Source organism: Sporosarcina sp. ACRSM (assembly GCF_022346545.1).
Lineage (GTDB): Bacteria > Bacillota > Bacilli > Bacillales_A > Planococcaceae > Sporosarcina.
Genome location: NZ_JAKRNU010000014.1, coordinates 71703 through 85637, shown reverse-complemented (window position 1 = coordinate 85637; position 13935 = coordinate 71703). Strand labels below are relative to the sequence as shown.

Below are 13935 nucleotides of genomic sequence, written 5' to 3'. Positions count from 1 at the left end.
CCTTCTTGTCTTTTTGTCGTTACAAAAGGTAGCGCTTGATGATCTCTAATCCTACTTGTAATTCTTCCAATGAGTTTGTAGAAGCAAGTGCAATACGCAAATAGTGATTTCGAGTGGTCTGTCCGCTTAAAAATCGATCGGAATGAAAAACTTGAACCCCTCGCTCCTTCAAATCTGATTCCAACTGTACTGAATCGTTATGCCCTTGAATCGGAAGCCAACGATAAAAACTAAGCGGATGCCCCACATTCGTTTCTGATGGGAAATATTCTTTATAGATCTGGTTTGTATACTGTGCAAGTTGTTTCTTTTGAGAAGCTATTTTCTCGGCATTCCCAGAAAGGACCAGCTCCGTAATCACCTCTGCATCAAAAGAAGATGTTTTTACATTTATGTTAAAAATAGCCTGCGAAATTTTTTCACGCAATGCCTCCCCAAAGACCATATAGGCGACCCTTAAGCCTGAACAAATCGACTTGGAAGTACTACAAATATACACGCTCTGTTCAGGCAGTAAATTGAACATCGGCTGCTGGTAATCTGCGATTGTCCCTGCCGTCAAAAAAGCATGGATATCATCCTCAATCAACAGGAGGCGATGCTTACGAATGACCGCAGCCAATTCTAGTTTTCGAAAATCCGGGATCATAATTGTAGTGGGATTGGAGCAAGAAGGCATGAGGAAAATACCGTGAATATTTAGTTGGCTACACTGTTTTTCAAGTTCGGCCGGCAACATACCGTACTGGTCTCCCCGAATAGGCACTAACTGAATATGAAACATTTTCGCTAACTCAATAAAATTCGAATAGGTGTATAAGTCGGTTGCAATTCGATTACCAGGCTCAAATAGAGCGGCCAATGCGATAGCCAACGCATTTTGAGCACCAGAAACGATTGCAATTTGCTCTTGGTCTACATGAATGCCGAAAGGTTCCATCCAGTTAAGAGCGGCCGTTTTTTGATGCGGAATCCCGGTCGGATCATTATAATTTAGCAACTGTTCCAAATACCTTTTCTCGACAACCTTTTGAATACTATCTTTTATCATTGAATTGGTTTGCTCAAAAGAGGCAACAAAACCAAGCTCAATGAGGTTAGTCGTTTTATCTTTAGAAATGGTGATCGATCGGGAGGCATTCGGCGCTACATAGGTTCCACTACCCGTAACAGCATAAATCAATCCCTTCGCTTCACATATTTTGTAAACACGGGTAATCGTAGTGAAGTTCAAGTCAAGAAAATCTGCCAATTCTCGTTGCGGCGGTAATTTTGTCCCGGGTGCTAAATAGCCGTTTACGATATCCTGTTCAAGTAGTGCGGCTATCGATTTATAAAAAGGACGTTTTAAAGCGTTCTTATCGGGTTTCCAAGACATTGAATAATTATCGAATGAGTTAACTGGCATACGAACACCTCTACCATCATAATGCATACAATTGTAGCATTTAATTGTATGCATGAACAAAAACCGCTTCTTCATTCCACTAAAAATGGAAGGTTTTCAATTTCAATATAAGTGTAATCCATACAATTATTTAGTTTATTGTATGGATTTATTGTGCTACAGTAACTTCAAGCTAATTATTCAGGATGTGAATTATATGAAAAACAAAAGCCATATATGGATTGCATTTCGTTCAGCTTTTCCTCCTACCGTGCCCATTATGACGGGATTTGTCTTTTTAGGAATCGCTTATGGCATCTATATGAATTCATTAGGTTTTGGTGCAATTTATCCGATTCTAATGAGTCTCTTCATTTTTGCAGGCTCAATGGAATTCGTTGCGGCCAATTTACTACTTGTCGCTTTCAATCCGCTCAATGCCCTTTTTCTAACCTTGATGGTGAATGCGCGGCATTTGTTTTATGGCATCTCCATGCTCGAAAAGTACAAGGGAATGGGGAAAAAGAAATCCTATATGATTTTCGGGCTTTGCGATGAATCTTTTGCGATCAATAATACCGTTGATGTGCCCCAAAATATAGACAAGGGCTGGTTCATGTTCTTTGTGACATTGCTCAATCATTCCTATTGGGTCATAGGTTCAGCGATCGGGGGCATTTTCGGAGCTTATCTGTCCTTTAATACGGAAGGCCTCGAATTTGTCATGACTGCCCTGTTTGTTGTCATTTTCATTGAACAGTGGATGAAAGAGAAAAAGCACCATAGCGCGCTTGCTGGGCTTGGGCTTTCAGTGATCAGTCTACTTATTTTTGGCGGCAACAATTTTATCATTCCCGCCATGCTTATGATTCTAGGAACACTCACCGTGCTTAGAAAGTCATTGGAGAAAGTCGAGGCACACACAATATGACCATGAATGTAACACAACAGATCATTATCATTGCTATGGTTGTTTTAGGCACTATGCTGACGAGGTTTCTTCCATTCATCGTTTTTCCATCGGGTAAACCTACACCGCTCTATATACAATACCTTGGGAAAGTGCTACCAACGGCTGTCATTGGACTGTTAGTTATTTATTGTTTTAAAGATGTAAATCTGCAATCCGGAAGTCGCGGTATCCCGGAATTGATTGCGGTGGCGGTAGTTGCACTGCTTCACTTTTGGAAGAAAAACATGCTCCTGTCAATAGCTGGGGGAACAATTGTTTATATGTTTTTAGTTCAAATCGTTTTTTAAACAGATTAAATCATTATCCTTGTATCCCTCCTAAGTTTGTGTATAATAGGAGGCAATTGCATAACTAAAATGTTTTCTAGGGTTCCGAAACGAGTCTGTTTGTCTGGTCCGAGAGAAAACTCATAGCTTTGCTGCTATGTCACGGAAGGATAAAAGCCTGGGAGAAACTGGTCAACAGTTTTCTCATAGGCTTTTTTTATTTTGGGGTAAGAATAAAATCGGAGGTGTTGTTTGCATGAATGCAAACTGGGTGAAAGTGATGATTGCTGCTTCGTTTGAAGTTTTTTGGGTTATTGGATTAAAACATGCGGATGATTTTTGGACTTGGACTGGAACGGTGATTGCGATTATCGTCAGTTTTTACTTAATGATTATGGCTGGAAAAGAATTACCTGTTGGAACCGTCTATGCGGTTTTTGTAGGTCTCGGGACTGCCGGAACCGTGTTTGCGGACATCGTATTTTTTGGAGAACCGTTCCAACTCGCAAAAGTACTGTTGATTGTGCTTTTATTGGTCGGAGTAATCGGTTTGAAATTAGTGACGAAAGAAACTATTGAAGAAGGGGTTGAATCTTAATGGCTTGGGTTTCTTTAGTTGTAGCAGGGTTATTTGAAATGTTTGGCGTCTTGATGATCAATAAATTGCATAAAGATCGAAGTTGGCAGTCGGTGCTCTTACTCATTCTTGGCTTTGGTGCAAGTTTTATTTTCCTTGCATACGCGATGAAAACATTGCCGATGGGCACTGCTTATGCAATTTGGACAGGAATTGGAGCATCTGGGGGAGCTATATTAGGAATGATTTTTTATGATGAACCGAAAGAGTGGAAAAGAATCGTTTTTATTGCCATGGTCCTAGGTGCTGCGGTTGGTCTAAAGCTAGTCTCTTAAGACTGCCACAATCTTGAAAAAGACAAGATGGACATCTGAAGTCCTCTTGTCTTTTTTAAAACCGAGTGGCCGTTTTTTATCCCGCATTAACGGGCAGTAAGACTCCCACCTCAAGACTTAAGTAAAACGATAAGGATAGGCGGGAGATCAACTGCCAATCGAACAGCGAAGGGTTCGATTGGCCATATTTCTGCGCTCTTTGCAGAAATTAAGGCACTTACAGGACGCCGCGAACTTAAGTTGCCTTCCTTCAGCAGGGTAGTTTGGACATCCGTTAAAGGAAGATAAAAGCCCGATTGGTTCGGGCCAACACGATGTTGGTCACACAAGCGTTGTCACAGGACGTGACGCTTTTAGCTTGTGTTCCCCTCAATCAGCGGGGGGATGGAAAAAAAAACCACTGATTGAAGTTTCACTTTATCGGATCAGTTGCTGTAAATGATCCGCAACTTCTCGGATGTTCACTTGTTTGTTCCCCATCGCCATATTATGATGTGCTCTAATTTGGTCGTCGGCGTCCACGATATACATTGTCGTGGCATGTGTGACGAACCCATCCGCATCCTTATCATAGAAGAAATTGAAATTACGAGCGAAGTTCAACGTTTCTTCTTCCGTTCCCCTTAAAAACAACCAATTGGGACTTGAAATCGTAAACACTTCCTTGTATTGCTCAATCCTCTTCACCGTATCATACACAGGATCCAACGTCACCGAGACAAGCAAATATTGATCATCCGTATACCCTTCTTCTTGCATCAGTTGCTGTAAAGTTGTTAAATCCCACATCGTCATTGGACAAATATCCGGGCAATTCGTATAGAAAAACGTCACCAGTTTCGGTTTCCCTTGCATGGACAATTCCTCACCGTTCACTTCTGTAAGCTTCCACTCTTGCACAGCTCCAATTTTCGGTAATGGTGCAGTTTGTGGCCATATAAAGTAAAAGGCGATAGAACCGAGCACGAATAGACTGATTCCTATTATCACTTTCATCCGAGCCGTCCTCTTCATCCTTTCCGAAGATCTACCTATTCACAAAGCGTAATAAATGACAGACAACGACATGCAAACAAGCAGAGAACAACACCAAACTATACGTATTCAGTTCCATCATCGCCTGTGATGCGATCGGAATATTGCACAGAGCCGGATTTTGCAAAACAGCGCCTAACATCATGCCCATGAGGCCGCCCATCGCCCCATTGTAAAGACTGATCAGCAAATTGGCTGGATCAGACTTGAGTCGACTGTAACCCCAACCGATTACCAAACCGATCAACAGAGGGATGAATTGCAGCACTGTTACATCCGGTGGAAGGAGGACTTCAAGATGTAACGCCATCACAAATGCAGTCATCATAATGACGGTCATGCACATCGTCGACATGGAATACTCTTCCACAAATGATCGTTTCGTTTCCAACGATTGATAGACCAACCCCGCTTCGGTCAGATTCCACATCGCACACAAAAGAATGAGCTGCCACATCCACTCACGTCCTTTTCAGTGTCCAAAAAATGGTGAGTATACATCCGATAAAAAACACATGCAAAACTCCTATGAACGGTACAGGCATTTCAATGACAGTCCCGATCATCGGTGCCATCAGCCCGATCATGATGCCATTCGTCAAGCCCAGCACAAAGAGTCCCCTATCCACCAATCGCCCGTAGAACGCTCCGACAAATCCCCCAATCAGGGCAGAAAACATCGTAATATACGTAAAATGGAACGGAAATTGCATTATGAGCAAAATGCCTGTCAGTAAGGCAGTGAGCCCACCAACAGCCATACTACTCGTCATCCCTAACGTATAGCTTATCTGTTCCTTTCTTTTCCGTAAGTACAGATAAAAAAACGACACAAGTAATAGGTCAATATAAATCAATATAGAAATTACCCCGTTCGCCATCGCGCCACCTCAACATACGATATGGCATGTTCCACTTGAAAATGACCACTTCCGACTACTAGCAGCAACTTTTCCAAACTGCTCAATCCCCGAACGTCTCCGCCTTTCTCCATTTCCCATATCGATAATACAGAAACGCAATGATACTGCTGATGACAAAACTGACGCCCATGCCTAGAGCAATCCCTTTTTCCCCAAAAAGTCCAGATAGGAAATAAGTGATCGGATACCGTAAAACCCAAAACGAAACGATATTCAATACAAGCACTTGGAACATCGCCCCCGCCGCTCTGACCGCCCCATTGAGGATGAAGTTAATGCCCAAGAAAGGATAGAAAAAGGCGATCATCTTCAAATAATCGGCGCCAAAGCCCGCCGCATCCGGTTCCGTGATAAAGAGTCGGATGCCAACGTCCGCGAATAGCACAATGACTAGCGCCAGTGTCAGCATGACAGCAAGGTTATAGATAAAACCATACAACGTAATCCGATGCACACGATCCCATTTCCCCGCTCCAATATTCTGTCCCGCCATACTATTGACAGCTGTTCCAAGCGCTTGTGCCGGCAGCATGATCAAGCTATCCAAACGTTGCGCAGCCCCATATCCCGCCACAACAGCAGGACCGGAAGAAGCAACAACGCTCATGATCGCCATCACCCCGGCGGAAATGACGCTCATTTGCAAACCAGCAGGGATACCCAATTTCAAAATATCGAACACTTCTTGACGTGCGGGTATATGCGGTTTCGAAAACGGGACGCGATTCCCCTTGCTAGAATAAATAATCCCCATTAAAAACGCGACTCCTTGGGAAACAACCGTTGCGTAAGCTGCCCCTTCAATGCCCCACCCGAAAACCGCTATGAAAATCGGATCGAGCACGGCATTCAAAATAACAGCCGTCAACACGAAATAGAGTGGAGACTTGGAGTCCCCCATCGACCGGAAAACCGTACCGATGAAGTTATAGCCAAATAAAAACAAAATCCCAAGAAAATTGATCCGCAAATAAGCGACAGCCATATCCACCATTGACTCCGGCGTTCCAAGAAGCAGCAAAATTGGCTCTGCCAGCACAAAGCCTGCCACACCAAGGACAACCGCCATGCCGGTCAACAAAACAACAAAAGCGTTCAAATAACGCCTGAGTCCGGCAACGCTCCCCTTCCCTTTTTGTTGGGATAAAATCGTCAACGCGGCATTGTTTACACCGATCACAAAAGAGAGTACCGTGAAAATAACCGTCCCGGATAAAGCGACAGCTCCCAACGCATCCGCTCCGATCAAATTGCCGACCCAAAGACTATCAATAAATTGATAAGATACTTGCAGTAAATTTGTAATAAGTATCGGTGCAGAGAAGAAAAAGAGTTGCTTTACAATATTCCCCTCTGTAAAATCATGTTGTTTTGCCATACCACTCCCCCCATGTCTATCCAAATGATTGAACCTCTAGTTTAACAAAGTTCGCGACAGGTTTCTTTTTATGTGAAAATAGATATAGTTAGGATATCTTGCAAAGGATTTCAATCTTACAAACTCACTCGATTTAGGAGCGGATTATATGTCCCAATTAACTGAAGCTGCCCTTCATTTTCAAAACGTCGATTATTCTATTGATGACGTTCCTATTTTAAAAGGTATTAACGGTTCCTTTCCAAAAGGAAAAATTACAACGCTTGTCGGCCCTTCTGGATCCGGGAAGACGACTTTGCTTAAACTATGTAACGGATTGATTTCCCCTACGTCGGGGAATATTTTCATACATAATAAACCGATTTCCACCTATAACCCTGTCGAATTGCGCCGCCATGTCGGCATCGCGCTTCAAAGCGCACCGATGGTCAAAGGGGCCGTTTTTCAAAATTTGGCGTTGCCACTCGAACTGCAAGGTAGACAACTAGAAGAACAGGATGCCCTTCATCTACTAGAAGATGTTGGTTTGGCGAAATCCTTCTTACAACGGAAAACAGACGATCTATCCGGTGGACAACGGCAAAAAGTATCCATTGCCCGATCGCTTATCAATCGTTCGGAAATCTTATTATTGGATGAAATCACATCCGCTTTGGATCCGACTTCATTGCATGACATCGAGCAATTGATCGTCAATATAAACCGTCAATACGGCACGACCATTATCTGGATTACGCATAATCTGGAGCAGGCCATTTCAATTGGTGATTTCACATGGGTGCTGATGGGCGGCAAAGTGATGGAGACCGGAGAAAGCGAGTTCTTGAAATCACCGACAAATCCATTGGTGAAGCAATTTGTACAGGGGGATCACAGATGAGTTATACCACTTTAGCCATCACACTCATTTTCGTCGTCATTCCTTTACTGTTATCCAAAACGCTTCGCTTAGGGTTGGAAAAAGATACGATCATCGCAGCCATCCGCTCCACCCTTCAATTATTAATCATCGGTTTTATTTTAAAATTCGTCTTCGATTCAGAGAATCTGATATACATATTGCTAATGGTAGCGCTCATGATCGGAGCCGCAACACAAAATGCGCGTAAAAAAGGCAAAGCGATCAAGGGGATTACATGGAAAATTGCGGCGACGCTCATTGCCATTGAAGTGTTGACACAAAGTATTTTACTAGGCTTCCAAATTGTTCCGCCTACCGCACAATATATCATTTCCATTAGCGGCATGATTCTTGGAAATTCAATGGTGTTAACAATCTTATTCCTGAACCGGTTTACTGCAGAAGTGGAAGCGCATCGCGACGAAACAGAGCTGATCCTCTCACTCGGCGGCACGCCAAAACAAGCGATCCATAGACAATTACTCAATTCGATCAAAACGAGTATGATCCCTACAATTGAAAGTCAGAAAACGATTGGACTCGTTCAATTGCCCGGCATGATGAGCGGACAAATCATCGCTGGTGCAGACCCGATGCAAGCAGTCCAATTCCAATTAATGATCGTCTTTCTATTGCTGACCACTGCAGCTGTAACAAGTATCCTACTCGGCTTTTTATCGTATCCAAGTCTGTTCAACGAACGCATGCAATTATTGCGGGGAAAACAATAAATTAATTTTGACTCTTGTATTATTTTTCTATTCATGTTAGAGTATGATAAATTAATCTTTTCAAACAACTTTATATTTTTATTCTTATCAAGAGAGACGGAGGGATTGGCCCGAAGATGTCTCAGCAACCAGCCACGCGAAGGTATGGTGCTAATTCCAATAGACAGCCATTGTCTAGAAGATGAGAAGATTGACTTCAAATTTTTTGAAGACCCTCTTCTCTAGAAGAGGGTCTTCTTTATTTATTACGCAAGCAAAGGATGACAACAATGACAAAGAAAAGTTTAGAAACACGTTTTGTACAGCTCGGCAATCAAAGTGATGCAAAAACCGGTGCAGTGAACCCGCCGATCTATTTCTCTACCGCCTATAAGCATGATGGACTCGGCCAGTCTACCGGCTATGATTATACACGCACAAAAAATCCGACACGTGCCCTTTTGGAAGAAGGTATCGCCGATTTGGAAAGCGGAGACCAAGGATATGCTTGCGCTTCCGGTATGGCAGCGATTCAGCTCGTGCTGTCCTTATTCCGATCAGGTGATGAAATCATCGGACCGGAAGATATTTACGGCGGTACTTACCGCTTACTCGAACAGTATGCAGACATCTATTCTATCTCAACTACTTACACTGATTTTACAGATGTGCATGAAACAGAAAAATTGATTACAGAGAACACGAAGGCACTTTTCATCGAAACACCGACCAATCCGCTCATGCAGGAAACGGACATCGAACAGTACGCAAAACTTGCACGTAAGCATGATTTATTGCTCATCGTCGACAATACATTCTTAACCCCTTATTTACAGCGTCCGATTGAACTTGGTGCCGATATCGTGCTCCATAGCGCGACGAAATATATCGGAGGGCATAATGATGTATTGGCCGGACTTGTCGTTGCCAAAGGAGAAAAACTATGTGAACAGTTGGGAGCTAACCACAATGCAATCGGAGCGGTTCTTTCACCTTTCGATTCCTGGCTCATCATTCGTGGATTGAAAACCTTGCATCTGCGTATGAAACAACATGAGGCAAACGCTAAACTCGTTGCGGACTATCTGAAAAACGAACCGCTTGTGAAAGATGTCCTCTATCCTGGAAAAGGCGGTATGCTCTCCTTCCGCTTACAGGAAAGTGATTGGGTTGATCCCTTCCTTCAAAACTTGCAACTCATAACATTCGCGGAAAGCCTCGGCGGTACAGAGAGCTTCATCACCTATCCGGCAACGCAAACCCATGCGGACATTCCACGTGAAGTACGAATCCAACGCGGCGTTTGCGATCGACTTTTACGTTTCTCAGTCGGCGTCGAGGAAGCAGAAGATATCATTGCCGATTTGAAACAAGTTTTTGCGAAACTACCAAAAGTTGAGGTGCAACAGCGATGAGTTCACGTGAAGAACGGTTAGAAACGACACTAATCCACGCATCCACGCGCGGAGATTTTGAACAAAAGACAGGGGTCGTCAACGTCCCGATTTACTTATCTTCAACATTTCATCAGGAAAGTTTTGACGATTTCGGCCCTTATGACTACAGCCGCTCGGGTAACCCGACACGGGATGCATTGGAAAAATCGATTGCGGCATTGGAAGGCGGAGCGAGAGGGCTGGCATTCGCTTCCGGCATTGCTGCCATCTCTTCCGCATTCATGTTGCTATCTTCAGGCGACCACATCGTCATTACAGAAGATGTCTACGGAGGAACGTACCGTTTTGTCACACAAGTGTTGACTAAATTCGGCATTACCCATACATTTGCCGATTTCACAAATGCGGAGGATGTCGCGAAAGCGATCCAGCCAAATACGAAAGTGCTTTACATCGAAACACCTGCAAATCCGCTGTTAGGTATTACCGACATTGAGCGGATCGTTGAATTAGCGAAAGCGAATGATTGTCTAACATTCCTTGATAATACATTCATGACGCCACTATACCAACGTCCGCTTGATCTCGGCGTCGATGTTGTGTTGCATAGTGCCACGAAATTTTTATCCGGACATAGTGATATTATTGCGGGACTTGCGGTGACAAAGGACGAAGAACTTGGCAATCGTTTAGCATTTATCCAAAACTCATTCGGAGCCATTTTAGGTGCTCAAGATTCCTATACGTTGATTCAAGGAATTAAAACAATGGGTGCCCGATTGACACAGTCATCCGAGGCAGCGCAAAAAATCGCTTCCTATTTGGACAGTCACCCGCTAGTGGAAGAAGTCTTCTATCCAGGCTTACCTACTCATCCAGGACATGCGATCCATGCAAAACAATCGACCAGCCCAGGAGCGGTCCTTTCTTTCCGGTTACCAAATCGGGAAACGGCAAAAGCGTTTGTTGAAAGCGTCCAAATTCCTGTATTCGCCGTTAGTTTAGGGGGAGTGGAATCCATCCTCTCTCACCCTGCGCAGATGTCTCATGCAGCTATGCCAAAAGACGAACGGGAAAAACGCGGGATCACAGATGGTCTGTTGCGCTTTTCTGTGGGGCTGGAACATGTAGATGACTTGATTGCGGATTTTGACCAAGCATTAGCCATCGCCAATAAAACATTAATTGCAAATAATTAATAGACTGAAAGTGGGAATTGATCATGACAACTGAAAAAATACTAACAAAAGCACCTTTTAAAGCGGATCACGTCGGAAGCTTTTTACGTCCGGAACGTTTGAAGAAAGCTCGTCTCCAAAAGGAAAACGGTGAAATTACTGCTGAGGAATTGCGTAAAATTGAAGACGAAGAAATTATTAGACTCGTTGAAAGTCAAAAAGAAGTTGGATTGAAAGTTGTAACAGATGGAGAACTTCGTCGTAAATTATGGCACTTCGATTTCCTTTCTGGTTTCGACGGCGTTGAATATATCGAAACCGAAGTAGGCGTTGAATTCAAAGGCGTGAAGCGGAAAGCGAGCGGCATTCACGTAAACGATAAAATTAAGTTCAGCACGCATTACATGATTGAAGACTTTAAGTTCTTACATAGCATCGCAGGCGACGCGGTGGCAAAATTCGCGATTCCAAGCCCGAATATGTTGCTACACAGAGCGACATTCGAAGATGGCGTCTATTCAAATAACGAAGAATTAGTGAATGATTTGATCACTGCCTATCAGGATGTCATTCAGGCACTTTACGATGAAGGTTGCCGCTATCTGCAACTTGACGATACATCTTGGGCTGCCTTCTTATCGGAAGAAGGAAGAGAATCATTGAAAGAGCGCGGTCTAGACCCTGCAACAACAGTGCAACTAAACGCGCGGATCATCAACGAATCCATCTCTAAAAGACCAGATGATTTGCTAGTAACGATGCATATTTGCCGCGGTAACTTCCGATCGACTTATTTTTCTAGCGGCGGCTATGAAGAAGTATCCGAAACGATTTTTGGCGGGTTAGATGTTGACGGTCTGTTCCTCGAATTCGATGATGAGCGCTCAGGTGGATTTGAACCGCTTCGTCACGTCAATCGACCGGATCTATCTATCGTTTTAGGTTTGATCACATCCAAATACGGCGAACTGGAAAGCCCTGAAAGTATCAAAGAACGAATTGCAGAAGCTGCAAAGTACGTTCCACTTGAACAACTTTGCCTAAGCCCACAATGTGGTTTCGCTTCAACAGAAGAAGGCAATCTGTTGACAGAAGAACAGCAATGGGAAAAAGTGCGTCACGTCATTTCAATTGCAAACGACGTATGGAAATAAAATTAAATAGAAATCTCTTATGAAGAGCGGCGGAGGGACTGGCCCGATGAAGCCCGGCAACCATCTAACGAAACAGTTAAATAGGTGCTAAATCCTGCAAAGCGATATGCTTTGAAAAATAAGAGAGGATCTTCTTTCGAAAACCTCTCCGTCCGAAAAATGGAGAGGTTTTTTATATCGAATAATATAGAACAGGACGTGTGGAAATTGAGAAAAGAAGGGTTACAACGATATCACACAATTTGGGGCTTGCTCTTTTTAGGTTGGTTCGTTTCGTATATCGACCGTGTAGCAACAGGCCCAATCATCACTTATATGATTGAAAATGAAGTCTCTTTCTTTGCCGACGTAGCCAATCCGCATGCCATTGGCGGATTGATCGGAAGTCTATTCTTTGCCGGCTTTATGTTGATGCAATTCCCAGGCGGCTATTTAGGAGACCGCTTTGGCTATCGCGCCATTATCATCTTAAGTATCTTCTGGGCAGGGATTGCCACTTTATTGACAGGAATCGTAGGCGGTCTGATTGCCTTTATTCTTTTCAGAGTATTATTAGGACTTGGTGAAGGTGTTTTTTATTCGAATGACCGCTCTTATATCGCCTATCATAGCCCTCCGAAAAAAGTCGGACTAGGGATGGGTATCGCGCTTACTGGTGTGTCTTTAGGTCTGACGGCAGGCACGCTAGGGGTACCCTATCTGATCACTCTAGCGGAACCGTTTATGAATCACAATGCTTGGCGTTTTCCTTTCTTCGTAACAGGAGGCATAACACTAATCGTTGCATTCATTCTATTAAAGTATTTGAAACCAAAAGCTACTCCTGGCGTGGCTCTAGATTCATCCTCTCCAGGAATCAAAGCGCAATTCGGAAAAGGGTTCTTATATATGACCCTATACTCCGCCGTTTTCCTAGTCATTGTCATGGGGATCTATTTCGTCTCTGTCAAACTAGGGCTTTCTTCCATTGCGATTGCAATTATTCTTACGGCACTATGCCCGCTGCTCATTTTATATTTATATATAACAAAGAAATCCGAAATCAAGCCATTATTGGCGAATAAAAATTTGTTCCTGTTGTACCTATTCTTCATCCCAATCATGTGGCATTTATGGTTTTATGGTTTCTGGTCCGTCTCCATCGTCAAAGATTTTGGCGGCGGCGCGTTGATGGCGGCAGCATTGGTCGCGTCATTTAACGGATTAGCTGGTCTTATCGGTTTCCCTCTTGGTGGCAAAATCTCAGACCTCGTGTCGGATCGTCCGAATGGGCGGCGCAATGTACTCGCAGTGCTGACCGGTGTTCTGACCATCCTTATTTTCGTTTTCGCCGCTTACGTCATGATGGGACATAATAATCCAGTCGTCATGTCCATCATGTTGTTTGTCTCCGGATTGTTCTTCTTCGCCTTGCAACCGGTGGCCCACGCGTTGGCATCAGATTTGACACCTGAAAAAAGCAAAGGATCCATGTTCGGCATGCTCAATCTGGTTGCTGAAATCGGGGCAGTACTCTCCCCTGTCGTCTCCGGTGTCGTTCGGGATAGTACAGGTAGTTGGGGAATGCCGCTCATGCTTGACGGTGCATTGATGGCAGCGGGTCTTGTTCTCGTACTCGCTGTCTCCAGTCAAAAGGTTCGCCAGACAACATTGTCTCCGGCGAAAGCAGGAAGATGATTTCATTATTAAAACCGCCTGACTCATTGTCAGGCGGTTTTTCA

General features: G+C 43.7%; 15 protein-coding genes and 3 riboswitches. Of the genes, 10 read left to right on the top strand and 5 right to left on the bottom strand.

The features are described from left to right. Positions 1–19 precede the first annotated feature (19 nt). On the bottom strand, positions 20–1408 hold the full coding sequence (locus MHZ95_RS18510; protein ID WP_239392303.1) for an aminotransferase-like domain-containing protein: 1389 nt from the start codon (positions 1406–1408) through the stop codon (positions 20–22). A gap of 196 nt (positions 1409–1604) precedes the next feature. Between MHZ95_RS18510 and azlC the strand changes: the two genes are divergently transcribed. The 4 genes from azlC to MHZ95_RS18490 all read left to right on the top strand — a co-directional run bounded on the left by azlC (position 1605) and on the right by MHZ95_RS18490 (position 3538). Further along, positions 1605–2318: an azaleucine resistance protein AzlC gene (azlC, locus tag MHZ95_RS18505; protein ID WP_370643111.1), complete on the top strand. Its 714-nt coding sequence runs from the start codon at positions 1605–1607 to the stop codon at positions 2316–2318. Further along, positions 2315–2647, top strand: a complete 333-nt coding sequence (locus MHZ95_RS18500) for a branched-chain amino acid transporter permease (RefSeq protein WP_239392272.1) — start codon at positions 2315–2317, stop codon at positions 2645–2647. Before azlC ends, MHZ95_RS18500 begins: the two co-directional genes overlap by 4 nt. 65 nt (positions 2648–2712) lie before the next feature. Beyond that, positions 2713–2813, top strand: a riboswitch (guanidine-I (ykkC/yxkD leader). A 69-nt stretch (positions 2814–2882) separates the two neighbouring features. Further along, on the top strand, positions 2883–3224 hold the full coding sequence (locus tag MHZ95_RS18495) for a DMT family transporter (protein WP_239392271.1): 342 nt from the start codon (positions 2883–2885) through the stop codon (positions 3222–3224). After that, positions 3224–3538 carry a DMT family transporter gene (locus MHZ95_RS18490; RefSeq protein WP_239392270.1) on the top strand — a complete coding sequence of 105 codons (315 nt, stop codon included), beginning with the start codon at positions 3224–3226 and terminating at the stop codon, positions 3536–3538. The genes MHZ95_RS18495 and MHZ95_RS18490 overlap by 1 nt, the downstream gene beginning before the upstream one ends. Before the next feature lie 417 nt (positions 3539–3955). Here MHZ95_RS18490 and MHZ95_RS18485 read toward each other — a convergent pair whose 3' ends face one another. The 4 genes from MHZ95_RS18485 to MHZ95_RS18470 all read right to left on the bottom strand — a co-directional run bounded on the left by MHZ95_RS18485 (position 3956) and on the right by MHZ95_RS18470 (position 6874). Continuing rightward, entirely contained in the window at positions 3956–4534 is a 579-nt protein-coding gene (locus MHZ95_RS18485) for an SCO family protein (protein ID WP_239392269.1), read from the bottom strand. A gap of 31 nt (positions 4535–4565) precedes the next feature. Further along, positions 4566–5030, bottom strand: coding sequence for a hypothetical protein (locus MHZ95_RS18480; RefSeq protein WP_239392268.1), 465 nt, complete (start codon positions 5028–5030; stop codon positions 4566–4568). Between the two features lie 4 nt (positions 5031–5034). Continuing rightward, entirely contained in the window at positions 5035–5454 is a 420-nt protein-coding gene (locus MHZ95_RS18475) for a hypothetical protein (protein WP_239392267.1), read from the bottom strand. Positions 5455–5536: 82 nt separating this feature from the next. Next, complete coding sequence (locus MHZ95_RS18470) at positions 5537–6874, bottom strand: MATE family efflux transporter (RefSeq protein WP_239392266.1); 1338 nt, start codon at positions 6872–6874, stop codon at positions 5537–5539. 148 nt (positions 6875–7022) lie between these two features. On the opposite strand from MHZ95_RS18470, the gene MHZ95_RS18465 reads away from it, so the two are divergent. The 6 genes from MHZ95_RS18465 to MHZ95_RS18440 all read left to right on the top strand — a co-directional run bounded on the left by MHZ95_RS18465 (position 7023) and on the right by MHZ95_RS18440 (position 13891). Further along, positions 7023–7754, top strand: a complete 732-nt coding sequence (locus MHZ95_RS18465) for an ABC transporter ATP-binding protein (protein ID WP_239392265.1) — start codon at positions 7023–7025, stop codon at positions 7752–7754. Further along, entirely contained in the window at positions 7751–8506 is a 756-nt protein-coding gene (locus tag MHZ95_RS18460; protein WP_239392264.1) for an ABC transporter permease, read from the top strand. The genes MHZ95_RS18465 and MHZ95_RS18460 overlap by 4 nt, the downstream gene beginning before the upstream one ends. An 81-nt stretch (positions 8507–8587) precedes the next feature. Further along, positions 8588–8694: riboswitch (SAM riboswitch) on the top strand. 81 nt (positions 8695–8775) lie between these two features. Next, the gene (locus tag MHZ95_RS18455; RefSeq protein ID WP_239392263.1) at positions 8776–9900 is read left to right on the top strand and encodes a methionine biosynthesis PLP-dependent protein; all 1125 of its coding nucleotides are present in this window, start codon (positions 8776–8778) and stop codon (positions 9898–9900) included. Then, positions 9897–11081, top strand: coding sequence for a cystathionine beta-lyase (metC, locus tag MHZ95_RS18450; RefSeq protein WP_239392262.1), 1185 nt, complete (start codon positions 9897–9899; stop codon positions 11079–11081). The genes MHZ95_RS18455 and metC overlap by 4 nt, the downstream gene beginning before the upstream one ends. Before the next feature lie 23 nt (positions 11082–11104). Continuing rightward, positions 11105–12214, top strand: a complete 1110-nt coding sequence (locus MHZ95_RS18445) for a 5-methyltetrahydropteroyltriglutamate--homocysteine S-methyltransferase (protein ID WP_239392261.1) — start codon at positions 11105–11107, stop codon at positions 12212–12214. 14 nt (positions 12215–12228) lie between these two features. Next, positions 12229–12339, top strand: a riboswitch (SAM riboswitch). Between the two features lie 73 nt (positions 12340–12412). Further along, a complete protein-coding gene (locus MHZ95_RS18440) occupies positions 12413–13891 on the top strand; it encodes an MFS transporter (RefSeq protein WP_370643109.1) in 1479 nt (492 codons plus the stop codon). Positions 13892–13935: the final 44 nt, after the last annotated feature.